The organism is Vermiculatibacterium agrestimuris (genome assembly GCF_943193085.1).
GTDB classification, from domain to species: Bacteria; Bacillota; Clostridia; order Oscillospirales; family Oscillospiraceae; genus Vermiculatibacterium; species Vermiculatibacterium agrestimuris.
Genome location: NZ_CALPCU010000034.1, coordinates 1 through 16553 on the forward strand (window position 1 = coordinate 1; position 16553 = coordinate 16553).

The 16553-nt window shown below is 63.2% G+C and carries 4 protein-coding genes; all 4 read right to left on the reverse strand.

Annotated elements, in window-relative coordinates:
- Positions 1 to 24: 24 nt before the first annotated feature.
- The 4 genes from NFR87_RS09500 to NFR87_RS09515 all read right to left on the reverse strand — a co-directional run bounded on the left by NFR87_RS09500 (position 25) and on the right by NFR87_RS09515 (position 16466).
- A complete protein-coding gene (locus NFR87_RS09500; RefSeq protein ID WP_251449129.1) occupies positions 25 to 495 on the reverse strand; it encodes a TspO/MBR family protein in 471 nt (156 codons plus the stop codon).
- Between the two features lie 71 nt (positions 496 to 566).
- Positions 567 to 1553 carry a C-GCAxxG-C-C family (seleno)protein gene (locus NFR87_RS09505; RefSeq protein ID WP_251449130.1) on the reverse strand — a complete coding sequence of 329 codons (987 nt, stop codon included), beginning with the start codon at positions 1551 to 1553 and terminating at the stop codon, positions 567 to 569.
- 175 nt (positions 1554 to 1728) lie between these two features.
- The gene (locus NFR87_RS09510; protein ID WP_251449131.1) at positions 1729 to 2646 is read right to left on the reverse strand and encodes a sensor histidine kinase; all 918 of its coding nucleotides are present in this window, start codon (positions 2644 to 2646) and stop codon (positions 1729 to 1731) included.
- A 116-nt stretch (positions 2647 to 2762) separates the two neighbouring features.
- Positions 2763 to 16466 carry an S-layer homology domain-containing protein gene (locus NFR87_RS09515; RefSeq protein WP_277613137.1) on the reverse strand — a complete coding sequence of 4568 codons (13704 nt, stop codon included), beginning with the start codon at positions 16464 to 16466 and terminating at the stop codon, positions 2763 to 2765.
- Between the last annotated feature and the right edge of the window lie 87 nt (positions 16467 to 16553).

Below are 16553 nucleotides of genomic sequence, written 5' to 3' on the forward strand. Positions count from 1 at the left end.
CTGCCTTTTTGGCAGGGCGCTTTTTCAGTTCAGAAGCCAGATGCCGAAGTTGAGATAGCCGGCAAAGGCGACCCAGAGCAGATACGGGAGCAGAAGGAGTCCAGCGGGCCTTGAAAGACGCCAGAACAGGCGCAGGGTACACAGGATCAGCACCCATAAGAAAAGCAGCCAGACAAACGCCAGCAGGTATCTGCCCAGGTTGAAGAAGAGGATCGTCCAGAGAAAGTTGGCGCCCAGCTGGAGCGCGTAAAGCGTCAAAGCCCGGCGCTTATCTCCCCGTACATCTTCCCCAACGCTCACCAGGTAAGATGCCACGCCCATCAGGAAAAAGAGGAGCGTCCACACCACCGGGAAGACCCATTGCGGCGGAGACAGAGGCGGCTGACGCAGAGTCAGGAACCGTTCCATGCCGTCCTTGGTGAGAAGGGCGGACAGCCCGCCTACCGCCTCTGGGATCAAAACCGCCACGATCCATTTTTTCCACTGTATCCGCATATTTACCACCCCGCCTAGGATACACGCCCCGGCGGGTAGTTATACATACGGTCAAGGAGACAGGGGCAGAATTACTTGCCCACCTTGCTCAGAGCGTCCTTCACGGCCTCCATGATGCCGTTGCTGGCCATGGTGGCGCCGGTGGCAACGTCCACCTCGGCGGACTGCTTCTCAATAATGGCCTTGGGCACGGACTCGAAGGCGGGGTCGGAAATACCGGCAGACTCGCTGTGGCTCAGGACGTCAATCTTGGCGATCTTGGTGCCGTCCATGGTGACCTTCACCCTGATCTTACCGCCGTAGCCCTGGCCCTCGCCGATGTACTCGTTGGGGCCCAGCTCGGGCTCGTCAGCGCCGTCCAGAGTGGACTGGGCCACCTTGGGCTCGGTGTAGTAGCCGAACTTGATGTTCAGCAGGTCGGCGGCCTTGGCGGCCACCTCACCGGTGACGGCGGCGCAGCGGGCCAGACGGCCAGGGTCGCTCATGGCGTAGCCAGTGGCGGCCATGTACTTGCCCACGGAGTCGCGGCACTCCACGGACTCGGAGACGGTCATGACGGGAGAGGCCATCTCGGGCTGATACTGGGGGAAGGCGTGGCCCTTGTACCACTCGTAGAGCTCGTTGCGCAGGCCATTGGCATCCGAGCCCTCCATGAACAGGCCGAAGACGGCGCAGGCGCCGCCCAGGGAGCCGCACAGGCTCTGCACGCCGTAGCCGCCGGCACCGTCGGCGAACATTTTGGCGTTGATCTGGTTGTAGGGATAGCCATACTGGCCGGCCAGGGTCTCCACAATGGCGGAGACGGCACCGGCGCAGCAGCCGCCGTGGCTGTAGAAGGCCTTGTAGCCGTTCTCCAGGGCGACCTGGGGATCAAGCTCCTCCCACTTCCAGGGCCAGGCGGGGGACTCGATGGCCTCGGGGGTGGCGGGGGTGGTATCCTCGGGGGTGGGGGCAGAGCCGGCGGCGCCGGCGCAGCCGGTCAGGGTCAGAACGCCCAGACCCAGGGCGCCCACACCGGCCTTACGCAGGAAATCGCGGCGAGAAACATCGTTGCTCATTTCTTTTTCCTCCTCTTTTTAGATGTGGTGTGACCGTATTACTGTACGAATCTAACTAACAGTATAGACTATATCATAGACTTTGTCAATAATTTGTCAAGCAAGAATTGGAAATGGCGGAAATGACGAAAATGGGGGAAGGGAGGGTCAGTCCCGGGCCTGGGAGACAGGGGGCCTACTTCCCCGCCTGAAGAGGCAGGGTGATGACGAAGGCCGTGCGCTCGCCGGTGCTCTCAGCCCGGATATCGCCGCCGTGGAGCTCCACGATCTCCTTGGCGATGGCCAGGCCCAGGCCCGCGCCGCCGGTGCGGGTGGAGCGGGCGGCGTCCAGGCGGTAGAATTTCTGAAAGATATTGGTCAGTTCCTTCTCCGGGATCTCCAGCCCGTCGTTGGCGATGGTGACCACGGCGCTTTTCCCCTCCCGGCGGGCGGAGAGGAGCACAGGGCCGCCGGGAGCAGAGTAGCTCACGGCGTTGCGCAGCACATTGTCAAACACTCTGGCCAGCCGGTCGCCGTCCCCCTCCACCACCAGGTCGGGCTCCACCTCCGGCTGGCATGTCAGAGAGCGGGAGGCAAAAAGGGGATAAAATTCGTCGGCCAGCTGCTCCAGGAGAAAGGAGAGCTGTACGCTCTCCCGCTTGGTCAAGGCCAGCTCCATGGTGTTGATGTCAAAGAACTCCCCCACCAGCTCCTCCAGCCGGCGGGCCTTGTTCAGGGCAATGCCGGTATATTTGACCCGCTGCTCCTCCGTCAGGCCCGGCTCGTCCCAGAGAAGCTCCAGATAGCCCAGCACGGAGGTCAGGGGGGTCTTCAGGTCGTGGGCCAAAAAAGCGATGAGCTCCTGCTGCCGCTGGGCCTCCCGCTTCAACTCGCTCTGCTGGAGCAGGAGCCGGGCGCGCACCGCCGAGAGCTCACTCCCCACGCCGCGCAGGGTGCGGGGCACCTTCAGCTCCCTCTCCGGGTCTTCCAGGGTGGCCCGGAGATATTTCGCCACCTGGGTCAAACGATAATGGGGCAGCGTCAGCAGGCCCACGATGACCAGCAGGCTCAACAGGCCCACAGTGGACAGCAGGGCGATTTTCCATTCCGGCATAGGCTCGGCCTCCTTTCAGCGAAACAATATTATACCCGGTTTCCGGCAAAAAGGCAATGAAGAGCCCCTCAGCTTTCGCTGAGGGGCTCTTGTTCTGCTTGACCCTTCCCGCTCGCTCAGTAGCTGGGCGTATCGGTATCGGGGTTGGTGGGACGAGCGCCATCGCTGGTGCTGTCGTGATAGCGCCAGACCTCATCGATCCAGACACTGCTCCAGTGCTCGGGCGGCACGGGGTTGGTCTCGTCCAGCCAGTAGAAGGTGTGGTCATTGGCGGCCTCGATGATCTCGTAGTAGGCCCAGTGGGTCTTGGGCACGTCGGGCCAAGTCATGTACTGATCGTAACCGTTCTCCTGGTTGTTGCTGGCCACGCCGGAGTGGACGTACTCGCGCATCTCCTCCAGGCCCTTCACATCCACGCCCCGGCCCAGATAGCCGTTGAAGACCTTCACGGTCTCGGCACGGGTGATGTTCTGCAGCGGCTTGAAGCTGCCGTCCTTATAGCCGTTGATCCATCCCTTGGCGTAGGCGGTATACACGCCGTCCACAGCCCACTTGGAGATCTGATCGGCGTCGGTAAAGGGCACGCCCTGGTTGGCGATCAGGCCGTGGAGACGGGCCACCACGGTAGCCAGCTCCTGCCGGGTAATGGGCTGGTCGGGACGGAAGGTGCCGTCGGTGTAGCCGGTGAAGACGCTGTTCACGGTACAGTAGGAAATGGCGCTGTAGGCCCAGTGGCGCTCCACGTCGGAATAGCCGCCGGGGTTGCCGTAGTTGGCGCCCTCAATGAAGCCGTCCAGACAGGCACGGGCGATGATGGTAGCCACCTCGCCGCGGGTGATGTCCGCGCTGGGCCCGAAGGTGCCGTCGGGGAAGCCGATGACGTAGTGGGTGTGATCAATGGCGGTATGGCCCTTGATCTCATACACCGCGTAGAAGGTCTTGTCCTTGCTGATCTTGAAGGTGGTGGGATCCACCAGGACAGGCGTGCCGGTGGTCTTGGCCGGATCGGTCTCGGACCAGCCGATGAAGGTATAGGTCTTCTCGCTGCCGTCCTTGTCCTTGATGGTCAGGCCTTCCACCTTGGGCACCTTGGAGGGCTTGCCGTTCTGCTTGACCTTCTCGGCGGTGAGGTCGTCGGTGACGCCCACCTCGCCCAGCTTGTAGAACACCTGAGGCAGCTCCACGGTCCCGCCGCCACCGCCGCCACCGCCACTGGGAACGGTGACAGTCTCCTTCGGCGACGTGGGCGGGAAGGTGTAGGTCAGGGTATAGGTGCCGTCGGGCTGACCGTCTTCTCCAAGATTCTCTTTCGCGGTGGGCGTTACGCCGTTGAGCTTAAACTCGGGAGCCGTGAAGTCGAAGTTATTGGGATCCTTGGGCTCCACCACCACAGTCGCGGTATAGGTCGTGCTGTAATCGAACTTGTTGACCTCATTTCCGCTGCCGTCAGTCCACTTCACGTCGCCCTTAACGGTGGTATCGTCATTGCCGGGCTTGCCGACCTTGTCGACATTGTTGCCGGCCACAGGCGGCGTGACCGTTACCGCCAGCTCGTTGGGGGTCTTCTCCCCCGCCTTGCGGATGGTGTACTCAAAGACGGCCACGTACTTGTCGCCCACCTTCTTCACGCTGTTGGCGTTCTGACGGTTGGTGTCCCAGGTGTAATCTCCGGGCTCCTCAGTGAGGGCGTAATCCTCGCCGGGAGTGACCTCCACCTGCATGTAGTAGGTCTTCTCCTCCTCGAACTGGGTGGCGGGAATGGTGCAGCCGGCATCGGTGTACCACTTGCCGTAGAGATCCGTACCGTCCACATTGCCGACAACGCCCAGATCGTAACGATCCTCGGTGGCATTGGACTTGTTGATGCTCTTGTTGGTGTCGTTGACCACGGTCTGGTCGCCCACGGCGGGCCGGTTACTGGCCACGTGGACCTTCACGACCTCCTTGGGCACCTCGAAGGTGAGCTTGAGGGTGATGGTGGTGGGCTCGCCGGTGGCGGGATCCCGGGTGACCACCGTCGCGCCGCTGCCGTTGAGCAGGCCGGTGGTGGTCTCTTTGAACCGGTAGTAGGGCTTCTCGGCGTCCTTGATCTTCACTGTGAGCTCGGCGGTATAGGTATTGCCGGGCTTGAAATTGGTCTCGGTGACAGGATCGCCGTTCTTGTCCAGCCAACGGGCGCTCTGCTTCTCATAGACCTGTCCGGGCAGGGCGTCGATGTCGTTGTCGGAGATCGTGGCCTTGGCCTCGGGAACCTTGGCGGTACCCAGAACGGCCAGGACGTCCGCCTTGTCGCTGATGTCGTTGAAGGTGATGGTGACCTTGTAGCTGGTCGCCTCGCTGCCCGGAGTGCTGGGCGCGATCTCCACCTTGATCTGGTTGATGGTGCCGTCGGCGCCCACGGTCTCGGCGTCGGTGGAGCCTTCCAGCCAGCTCTTGTCGGTGTGGGTCACGCCGTTGATGAGCAGATCCAGATAGTCCTTCGGGTCGGCCACGGCAACATACTTGTGGCCGGCGTCGGTGGCAGTCAGGGTGAACTCAGCCTGATAGCTGCCGCCCGTACGGAAGGTGGTGCCGGTGGGCGCCACGAAGTTCCCGTCGGCGTTCTTCTCCGTCCAGGTCACCGTGCTGGGGGTGACATAGGCGCTCATGTCCACGCCGTCCTTGTTCAGGGCCAGCAGGAGCGAAGCGGCCCCGCTGGGAATACTCTGGTTGGCAATGGGCTGCTGGACGTTGGCCGCCACCTTGACGATGGTGGGATCGGTCTTGTCCGCCAGGGCGCGGAAGGTCAGGCTGACGGTGAACTCCGTGTCCTTGGGATAGATCCCGTCCACCGCGGTCTTGTCAGCCGCGAAGCCGGTGGTATAGCTCACACTGCCGCCGGTGGTGTCGTTCAGGCTGCCGGTGGCGGTTGTGGCGGGAATGGCCACACCGCCCAGGTAGAACCTGGTATCCTCGGTAATGTTCCAGGTGGTGGTCGTGGGGTTCTTCAGAACCACTTTGCCCTCCACCATGTACTCCTTACCGGCCTCGAAGGGCGTATCCTTCGCCACGACTGTCCAGTTCCCATCATCACCCTTCACCTTCCACACAAGGTCGGTCTTGGCGGGATCGGCGGGGTTGGTATAGGGCTCGGTACTCACAATGTACACATCGGGCACCCGCAGCTTGTGCTCAGGCGGCACGGTGGTGTTCACATTGACGGTGAGGATTTTGTCTACCTTGGCGTCGGTGGCCGGGAAATCGATCTTGACGGTGTAGACCGTGTCGCTGGTCTTGGTCAGGGTCACCACGGTGCCGTCAGCATAGGTCGTGGTATGGCTGTTATTGGCCGTGTCATTGACATTCACCACAGCAGTGTTGCTGTTGACCAGGAAGTCCACGTAGTCAGACGCGGCGGTATCGGCCAGGTAGTTGTAACCATCGCCGCTGTTCACCGTCAGCGTATAGGCGGCGGTGTAGGCGGTGCTGTAATCAAAGGCCCCGATGTGGGCGCCGCCGGCGGTCTTTGTCCAGATGACATTGCCGATGGTCAGCGCGTCAGGCTGGAGGTTGGTGTTGGCCTTGTTGGCCGCCACGGGCGTGTCCGCCTTGGTCTGCGGCACGGCCCCGGCCACAGGCGCGGTGACGGAGGTGACGACCTTCACGATCTCCTTATCCAGGCCCGGGAAGGTGTGCCACACGGTGGCGGTCTTCTTGTCGGCGGACAGGGTCACGTGGGTGTTGGCGTCGCTGGCCTTATAGGAGTTGCCGTTGACGATGAAAGCGGTCTCGCTGTCAAAGACGAAGCCGGGCTTGCCGTCCACCCCGTCATTGGCCTTGAAGGTAGCCACCACGGTGTAGTCCCCGTTGCCGAAGGTCTCAGAAGCGCCAATGACGCTGCCGTTCTTGTTGCCCTCGTGCCAGGTGCTGCCGTGGCTGTCGTCCGTGACCAGGGCGTCGTGCTTCAGGCTCACCTGCTCGTGCTGGGTGTACTGCTTATCCACCGCGGGATTCGCTCCGGCCACAGGCACGGTGTAGTCCACGGTGACCTGGGCGATCTTGGTGTCGGAGGAGGTCTCGGGGTAGACCACGGTGACGGTGTAGGAGCTGTCGCTGTTGCGCTTGGTGGTGACGGTGTAGCCGCCCTGGGTCTTGGTGCCCTCGCCGGTGACCTCCACGCCGTGGATGGTGAACTTCACCCGCTGGGCGTTGTCGGCGGCGTCATCCTTATAGGTGTAACCGTTGGCGGTGTCGGTGGTCAGGGTGTAGGTGGCCTGATAGACCTTGCCCTGCTCCACAGTGTTGCCGGGCACATTCACCCAGTTGCTGCCGTCCTGCACCTTCCAGGTCACTGTTCCGGCCGTGACCCGGCTGGTCAGGATATTGCCCGAGCCGTTAATGGCCAGATCCACCACGGCGTCGGTGTAGGGCGTGCCGGTGAGCACGCCGCCCACGGCGGGAATGCTGGCGTGGCTGGTGACCTCAGTGATGATCTTATCCACCGGGATCAGGAACTGGCGGGTCAGGGTGTAGGTGGCGGGATCGCCGGCGTTCTTCACCAGGGGGGTGTAGGTGCCGGTTCCGGCCACCGCGTTCTCCGGGGTGTCGGTGCACTCGATGCCCGCCAGATAGAACTTGGTCTTGGCGTCGTCGATGACGTACTTGGCAGAGTCGGTGTCCGTCTTCATCCGCACCGTGCCGATGACCTGATAGGGCACGCCCGCCTTGAACTTGTCGCCGTCCAGAGCGGCGGTCTTGTTGGCGTCGGTAATGGTCTCCCAGCCGGTGTTGTTCCAGTACTGCCAGATGTCGTTGGCGCCGGTGAGCTCATAAGGCTTCACCGCATCTACGAAGGGCTTGTAGCCGGCGTCAATGCTCTTGTCGGTGGCGGGTACGGTGGCGTTGACATACACGTCGGTGAGGGTGACCTTGCCGCCCTTGAGCTCACCGAAGGTGACCTTCACATGGTAGGTCTTGTCCGCGTCCGTGGCAGTGGTCTCCACCTGGGTGATGGCCCCGGTGCCGGTGGCGCTGTCCGCGCCCTCAATGGGCCCGACGCCACCCACGATAAAGTCCACCTTGTCGGCGGTCTCGTTCAGGTAGTCGTAGGTGCCGGTGGTCACGTCAAACTCCAGGGTGTACACCGTGTCGGCCTCAAAGGCGTCGGTGGTGCTCCAGGTGACGTTTGTCACATTCAGAGTGGCGTTGTAGTTCGTGCCGTTGGTGCCCAGCGCCTGGTTGACGGTCACGGTGCTGTGGTCGGCGGGCTTGCCCTCCACCACGGGCTGCGGCACGCTCAGGTTCACGTGGGCGATCTCAATGGGGGCCACAGGGGTAGCAAACACGTAGGACATGGTGTAGCTGTCGCCGTTCTTGACCGCGGTGGCGTCGTTGGTACCCGCGCTGGTGTTGATGGCGAACTTGGTGTCCATGACGTCGTCGGTGCTGTCCAGGTTGTAGGCGTAGCCGTTGCCGGGCTTCACGTCCACTTCCACCTTGTAGTACTTACCGGCCTGGAAGGTGGAGCCTGCAACCAGCGGGGTGCCCCAGTTGGTAGAGGCGTCCGGCTTCGTGCTGGACTCGTACCAGCGCACCACAAAGTGCTCGGGGTTGCTGTCGTTAACGGTGGTGCTCACCGTCTCCACCTCACGGCCCACCCAGTCGGGATGGGCAGGAACGGTCTCGTCCACAATGGGCGGATCCTGGAAGAAGGCGGTGACGTAGGTGACGTTGATGTCCCCTTCCGGCGCGGCGGTGGGCGGGAACTCCACTGTCAGAGTAGCGCCGGTCTGATCGCCGGTCACTTCCACCTCGGCGGGCCAGAGCCGGCCGCCGATGTCATAGTAACCGTCGGCGTCCTCGGCAAACTTCTTGCCGTCCTCCGCCTCTACCTCCACAACGACCTTATAGGTCGTGGAGGGCTTGAAGTTGCCCTCGTCGTCCAGGCCGCCGTCGGTGACGGGCTTCCAGGTCTCTCCATCCTTCCAGTACCAGGTGCCCTTAGGCTCGGTCTGGTCCACATCGTAGCGGTCCTCGCCGGTGGGCTTGGTGAAGGGCGTGTCGGTGGGCTTGCCGCCCCGCACGGGCTGGATGTCGTCGTTCTTCACGGTGATGGGATTGATGGTGTCGTCGCCCACGATCTCGCCTCTGTCGGGCAGGGCGGCCTGGTTGCCCAGGCGGTAGTGATCCCCGTCGGACAGGGTGTAGTTGCCCCGGGTGGCGTCGCTGATGGCGGGCCAGTCGAAGGTGCTGCCCACGGAAGCGGCCTCATATTCGGGGGCGGGGGCGGTGTAAGCGGACACGTAGACCACATCGCCGTTGATCACATTGGACAGGGTGAAGTCATTGGCGGTGCTGGTGGTCTTATAGGTGTGGGTGTTGGTGGCCGTGCCGTCGTAGACCTTGCTGACATGGATCACGTCCAGCTTCAGGGTGCGCTTCTGGCCCACGGGCTTGTTGACGGTCTCCGTGGAGCCGGAAGTCCCGGACTCGGTGACGATGACGGTAATGATCTTGCCCACATCGTCCTTGCCCAGTACGTAGGTGTCGGAGGGCCCGGTCTGGAGCACATCGCCGGTGGTGGCGTCCTTCCAGGTGTAGGTCAGGTTACCGTCGGGCGTCCCCTCCACATTCGCCTTGATGGTCTCGCCGTACTCGGGCTCGGTGGAGCCGCCGGTGGTGGCGCCAGGCTTGGCGCTGCTGACGTCGGCTCCGTTATCGGTGGGATCGCTGGTGTTGCTGATCCACACCTTGATGTTGGTATCGCCGGACACCTTGAGCACGCCCACGGGGGCGTAGACCAGGTTGCCGTTGATGTCGATGTAGCACATGTAGACGGTCTTGCCGTTGTCAGCGTCCGCCATGGTGACCCCCGCCTTGAGCTCGGCGGTCTTGGCCGCAGCGGCGGAGGACACGTCGGTGGAATAGAAGTAGTGATTGCCACCGTCAGCCGGAGTTTGGACGTAGGTAAAGCCGTATTCAGCCTGTATCAGCGCGTCGTGGGAGTTGAAAGCCACATCGGCGGTGGGCACGTTGGTGCTGGGCAGAGTAAACTGCGCGCCCTTTACGAAGGTCAGCTCAGCGGTGGTCCACACCCGGGACGGGGCAATCCCGTCGGCGATCAAATGCCGCACCGTCAGAGTGCCCACAGGCTGGGCGGCATAGTAGGTCTTCCCGCTCACTGTGTAGCTGAGATACACGTTTTTCCCGTCGTACTCCGTCACATCGTCTTTCACGGCGGGGTTCTCAACGGTGAAGGTGTAGCCGTCGGCGGGCATCGGAGACAGGTTCCCGCTGGCGGAAGTACCATAGACCAAGGTCTCGTTGGTATAGGTGATCTCGGTGCTCTCGCTGCCGTCCTCGTATACCAGGACATACTTGATGGAGGTCTTCCCCGCGTCGCTGTACTGCGCGCTGTGCGCGCTGTGTCCATAGACGCCGTCCGTAGTCGTCTTGACGTCATTACCGGCGGCATTCTTATCGGTAGCGGTAATGGCGTAGTAATTCGTGGTGGTCAGTGCGCCCTCGGTGACCCGGATGCCCACCACCCGCAAAGCCACAGGCTTGAAGGCGGAGAAGCGGATGGTGATGCTCTTGCCGTCGGCGCTCATCACCACCTCCACGGTGTTGGTCTTGGGATCCTCCTTAGGCACGCCGTTGTCGATGAAGGCATGGGTATGGATATCCTGACCCACAGCGTTGCCGAAGTTGGCGGTATTGAACTTATAGCCCTCGTTGGCCTCCACTTTCACCACGGCGTCGTAGAGGGTGTCGGCCAGGAAGGGATGGGCGGCGTCCACCTTCTCGTGGCCGGTGGTCTTCTCCCAGTGGTAGTCGGTAACGGTGTACTTCAAAGCGTCGGCGGGTTTGCCGATGAGCTTGGAATCTGTACCGTCTACCTTGAGCTCAGCGGTGGTTTCCACATAAATGTCATCCACCACCTGATCCTCACCCTTGAACACGTACATCAGGGTCAGGGTCTTGCCGGTGTTGCCGATGACCGTGGCCGTCTTGGTGCCCGCGGACGTGGCGGTCTGATCGGTGAGGGAGCCCCCAAAGGCGGCGTCAAACTCCCAGCCGTCCTCCGCCGTCAGCTGAACGTAGACGGTGGAGTCGTTCTTGGAGTCGAACTTGTCAGCCGGGGCCCAGGAGATGTTGTCCACCTTGAAGGTGTCGGTGGGCGTAGCCACGGTGGGCGTGGTGGTGGCGGCGATCTTCTTGCCATTGTCGCCGGAAACGGTGGTGTTGGGCGTACCGCCGTTGGCCGGGAAGAAGATGCCGATCTCGGCGGAGTTGATCTTCTTGTTCTCCGCCGTCACGGTCACGGTGGTGGTGCAGGGCTTGAAGCCGGGATCGGTGGGCGTGAACTTGAGCACGTAGGTGTTCTCCCCGGGCAGGTACTTGTCCGGGCCCTCCACGGTCCAGGTGCCCTCGGGGGCGGTGCCGCCGGTGTCGGGCACAGCGTCAATGTCGCCGCCCACGGTGGTGCCGTCGGTCTTGTAGTAGTTCACCACCACGTTGTCCTTGTTGCCCAGCTTGCTGGGATCCACCGTGTCGCCCACGCTGGGGTTGGTGCCCGGGGCGGTGAAGCCGGTGGTCACCTTGGTGTCGGCCTGGGTCACGGTGATGGTAAAGCTGCCGTTGGCCGTCTTGCCCACGCTGTCGGTGGCGGTGACGGTCATGGTCTTGCTGTTGTCCGCCACGGTGGTGCTGTAGCTGCTGGCCGTGCCGGAGAACTTGTGGTTGGTGGCGTCGAAGCTGAAGCCGGTGGGCAGGCTGCCGCTGTCCTTGGCGTAGGTGTAGCCGGGAATGCCGCCCACGGCGTTGATCACCTTGTCGCCCAGGGTGTCCTTATAGGCCACCGTCCAGCTGTTGCCGGGCAGGCTCATGGCGTCGTTGGCCTTCCAGATGGCGTAGAGGGTGGTGCTGGTATCGGGCATGGTGTAAGTGGCGCCCGCCTGATACCGGGTGCCTGTGCCGTCAGCCTGGGTGTCCCAGCCGTCGAAGGTATAGCCGTCCTTGGTGGCGGTGCAGTTCTTCAGGGAGAACTTATCCCCGGCGTTGTGGGCCTCGGGATTGTCGCCGCTCACCGCGTCGCCCGTGCCGCCGTTGGCGTCATAGGTCAGGGTCAGGGTAGCCTCGTAGGTGGCGGTGAACTTCACCGCGTCGGTGATCACCGCGTTGAAGCTGGCGGCGGTGGTGCTGTTGGCGTCGTCCCAGGTCTTGAAGGCGTGGGAGGTCCCGCCGGCGCCGGTGGCCGTGGCCCCGGTGGTAAGGGCGGCGGGCTGATTTTCGGCGTAATAGCCCGCGCCGGTCTGGGTCACGGTCAGCCCCGCGGGGGCGGAGGCCAGCTGGACCTGATAGAGCTTCACATCCACGTTGTCGCCGTCGTTGGCGATGCTGCCGGGAACCGTCCAGGCCCCGCCGGTGGTGGTCACCCGCACGGAGTAGCCCTTGCCGGTCTCCAGGGCGTCGGACTTGTAGACGCTGCCCGCGGCGTCCCAGGTGGCCGTGACGGCGGCTCCGCCGTCGCTGGGCACAAACTCCACCTTACCGCCGGTCACGGCGGCGGGGATCTGGGTCTTGGTGGTGCCGTTGTTGGGCGCAGTGGGGGTCACGTCGGTGACATAGACCGTCACGGTGCCGGTATAGGTGGCGGATCTATCCACGTAGAAGAACAGGTTGATGATCTTGGCCGTACCGTCCTGGGCCGAGACGGTCAGGGTGTCGGTATAGGTTCCCTGGGGCAAATCTCCCTTCACACTGACAATGAAGTTGGCCGACCCGGTAGTGGCAGGCAGGCTGGTGGTGCTGAAGCCGTTCATTTCGAAATAGGTACCGTTCTCACCGGGGTTGGCCGCGCTACCAAATTTATAGCTCATAGTCCCGGTGGCCTTGCTACCGGTGTTGGTCACGGTGAACTGCTTGCCGCCCACGGCGTTGGTGGTAGTCACCAGGCCGTCGGTGCCAGCGGCATTGACGGTGTAGTCCTCAATAGCATGGTCGCCGTTGGCGGCGCCGGTCTTAGTAAAGTGCCAGGCCTCCTCGCTCACGCCCAGGACTACCTTATCGCTGTCGGCGGTGACAGTGATATCCTTCGTTGCAGTCGTCCAAACCTTATTCTGGGTCTGGTTCTCTCCGTCAAAGTCGGTATTGGCCGGGGTGAAGTCCACCGTCACCTTGCCGCTGTTGTCAGAGAAGCTGGCCGAGCCGATACCGCTCTGCTTGCCCGCGGCAGTGCCGGGCGTGTAGACAAGCTCGTCTACAGCCGTCTCCCAACCGGTGCCGGTATACTTGGGGCCGGCCACGGTGACCACGTAGTTGTAGGTGCTGGGATCCGCGCCGGTGACGACGTTTGTCGCCGTCACGCCGGTAATGGTGGGCGTGGCGGGGTTGATGGTGATAGTAAGGTCAACCGTCGTGGTGCGCGGCGTGGTGTTTACATCGTTGCTCATGGTGACCGTCACAGTCACCGGCTTGTTGGTGCAGATCTCATAGGGGATGCCGGTGATGGCGCCGGTGTTCTCGTCCAGGGTCAGCCCGCCGGGCAGCGCACCGGCGGTGACCTTGTAGGTGGCCGTGGCGCCGCTGGGGGTGGTGACGCTCACCTTACCGCCGGTGTAGCCGGTGCCATAGGTGCCGTCAGGGGCAGTTCCGGTGGCCGTCAGGGCGACAGGCGTCCAGTGGGCATAGACCGTGGTGTCGCCGGCGGGCGTAACGGAAGTGATGGCGGTGCCGCCGGTAGGCGCCGCAAACCAGCCCTCGAAGGTGTATCCCAGCAGCGTGGGCGTGCCGGTGAGAAGGGTATGGGCGGTACCCACAGCCACGCCGGTCTCAGGCCCGGGCGTCCAGATGTTCACGTCGTTCTTTACATCGCCGGGCCGGTTGGCGTCGTAGGTGATGGTGCACTCGGTGGCGTCGGTGTTCTTGTAGTGGGCCGTCAGGGTGGCGGACTGGGCGGGCATGGCATAGGAGGTGCTGGCGGCGTTGTTGCTGTAGCTGGTCGCGTTCGGGCTGCTCTGCGCCGTCACTTCCGTCCACTTGTCAAAGGCCATGTTGCCCGCAGAGGCGGTGGCGGTAATAGTCACGCCCACGCCGGCCAGATAGTAGCCGTCGCCGGTGGTGGTCACGCCGCTGGTGCCGTCGTCGGCGGTCTTCAGCTCATAGAGGATCAGGCCCTGGTTGGTGCGGTTGGCAAGGCTCACCAGCCGGTCGGGCACCGTCCAGGAATCGGCATTGGTGCCGGACTTGGTCACCACAATGTTGTACTCCTTGGTGGCGTCCGCGTTCTCAAAGCGGTAGCGGCCGGTAGTGGCCACATCGCTCTGAGCAATGGGCCCAACTGCCGCTCCGCCGCCCACAGGCACCAGGCTCACGGCATAATCGCCGGGCAGGGCGCTCACGCTGGGCTCGGTGGCGCCAACCGCCTGGGTCTTCACGGTGATATAGCCGCTGAAGATAGCGGGGGCCTTCACCTCGAAGTCGGCCCCGGCGGAGGCGGAGATGGTGGGCGTGCCCGTCTGGGTGCTGGTGTAGCTGGCCGAGATCACGCCGGGATGCTTGCCCACGGGCAGGTGCTCGTCGGGCCGGAGGGTGAAGGTGGCGGTGGCGCCGGGCGCCAGGGCGGCAAGGGAGGTCACCGAGGCGGTGTAGCCCGCGGGGGCGGTGATGGTAATGGCCCCCGTGGTCACGTTGCCCTCGTTCTTCACCGTATAGGTAAAGGCCGCGGGCTGGATGTAGTTGGTCTGGGTGATCTGAGAGCCGTCATCGTTCACCCAGCCGAAGTCGTGGGTGTTGGGGCTGATGGACAGGGCCTCCACAACGCCGGTTCCCGCCACGGACAAAGTCGTGGCGGCATTCTCATAGATGGCGGTATAGGCATTGCTTGCTCCGTCGGTCTTGGTTCCGGGGGCATAAGTGAGACCGATATCCTTGGCGCTGTTTTCAAACAGGGTGGTAGGCGCGTCAAGACTCACCGTACCGGCGTTATCCGGTGCGGTGGCGGTGAGGTCGGCCCCTGTACCCGTCATCAGGGTGGCGTTCTGCCAGCCGGAGGCAGTGTACAGCGGGGCGGTGACGGTATAGTTATACTTGGCGGCGCTGAAGGCGCTGCCCGTCTGGTTGCCGGAGGCCACCGAGGCCGTCAGGGTGGGCTGGGCCTTCTTTACCGTCAGAGTATAGCTGACGTCGGTATAGGTGTTGTTGCGGGTATCGGTGGCCCGGATGGTGAAGGTGAAGGTACCCACCTTGTAGGGCCGGCCGCTGATGTTGCCGCTGGCGTCCAGGCTCAGGCCGATGGAGGTCAGCTTGGCGGCGGCGCTCTCGTCACTGTAAGTGAAGGGCACGCCGGCGTTGGCCCCCCGCACTGCGGAGGCCACGGCGTTGGAGGAGAAGCTGTCGCCGTAGTGGACGACGGTGCTCTCCGTAATGGGAGCCACCTCGGTGGGGCTGACAGCCGTCCAGTGGGCGTAGAGGGTGGTGTCGGTGGTGATGGTAAAGGTGGTGCCGAACTTGGTGCCGCCGGTGGCCGCGCTGTACCAGCCGTCAAAGGTATAGCCCGGACGGGTAGGCACGGTGGTGGACACCGTCACCTTGGCGTCCCGCTTGTAACTGTTCTGATCCACAGGCACATTGCTGGAGCCCGTACCATTGCCGTCATAGGTCACCTTGAAGTCCTGGGTGAAGTAGGCGGTGTAGGTGGTGTTGGTCTTTTCAGCCAGCACGGTGGCGGCGGCGCCCAGGGCCACGTCAGTGCTCCCCTTCTGCCATTTGTCAAACTTATAGGTGCTGGCGGGAATGGCCTCGATCGCTACCGCCGCCCCCTCCTCGTAGGCCTTGGTCAGCGGCGTGCTCGCCCCGGCCAGCTTCACGCTGCCCTGGCCGGTGCCATTGGCCACCACGGACACCGTGGAGATATAGATGGTGACCTCCTGGTTGCCGTTGTTCAGGGTCTGGGTGCTGACGACATCGCCGTTGGGCGTGGCCACAGTAATGTTGTAGGCGCTGGCGCTGCTCAGGTTGGCAAACGTCCACACGTTGCCCGACTGGGTGCCGGCGGGATTGCCCGTCAGGGACACGCCGGTGACGTTGCTGCCCAGAGTGGAGCTGTTGTTCCACAGCACCGTCACCTTGCCCGTAAAGGTGCTGGGGGCGGAGACGATGAAGGGCACGTAAGTCACATCGGTGTGGCTTCCGGAGGAATCGGTGTATTCCACCGTCACCTTGGCGGTGTAGGTGCCCGCCGCCCAAGCGGAGCCCCAGTTGTTGGGCGCCAGGGTGATGGCGTGGTTGGCGCCGGCAGCCAGATTGACGGCGGTGCTGGTGCTGCCGCCGAAGGTCTTGCTGTCGCTGGCATTGTTGTTGGTCACCGTGATCTTGGTGATGTTGGCGTTGCCGGTGCCCACGTTGCTGATCTTCAGCGCCGGGTTGGTGGTCACGGTGGCCGCCCCCTCGGTGGCGGCGCCGGCGGTGGGCTCATAGGTGAGCTTGGCCTTGCCGGTGACGCTCAGGGTGGCGGTGGCATTGCCGGTGAAGGTGCTGATACCCAGCACAGAGCCGGTGTCCACATTCTCGGTACAGGCAGTGGTGGCCCAGCTGCCGGTGCAGTCGGTGAGGGTGGCGGTGATGGTCACCACGTCGGCGGGCTTCACCGTCACGGTGCCGTTGTTGGCAATGGCCGTGGCCGTGCCGCCGTTGAGAATGTACTGCACATTGCTCACGCCGCTGTTGGCCCCGGTGGGATACTTCACCGTCAGGGTATAGGTGGTCTCGGTGACCACATAGGTCACCGTGGTCTCCACCTTCAGCTCGGTGGCGTCGCTGCCCACCTGCTTATAGGTCACAGTTACGGGGATCACGTAGGTGCCCGCGGCCAGGCCGGCGGGCGTCTTGGGCTTGACCAGGACGGTGCCGTTGCCGCCGGCGGCAAC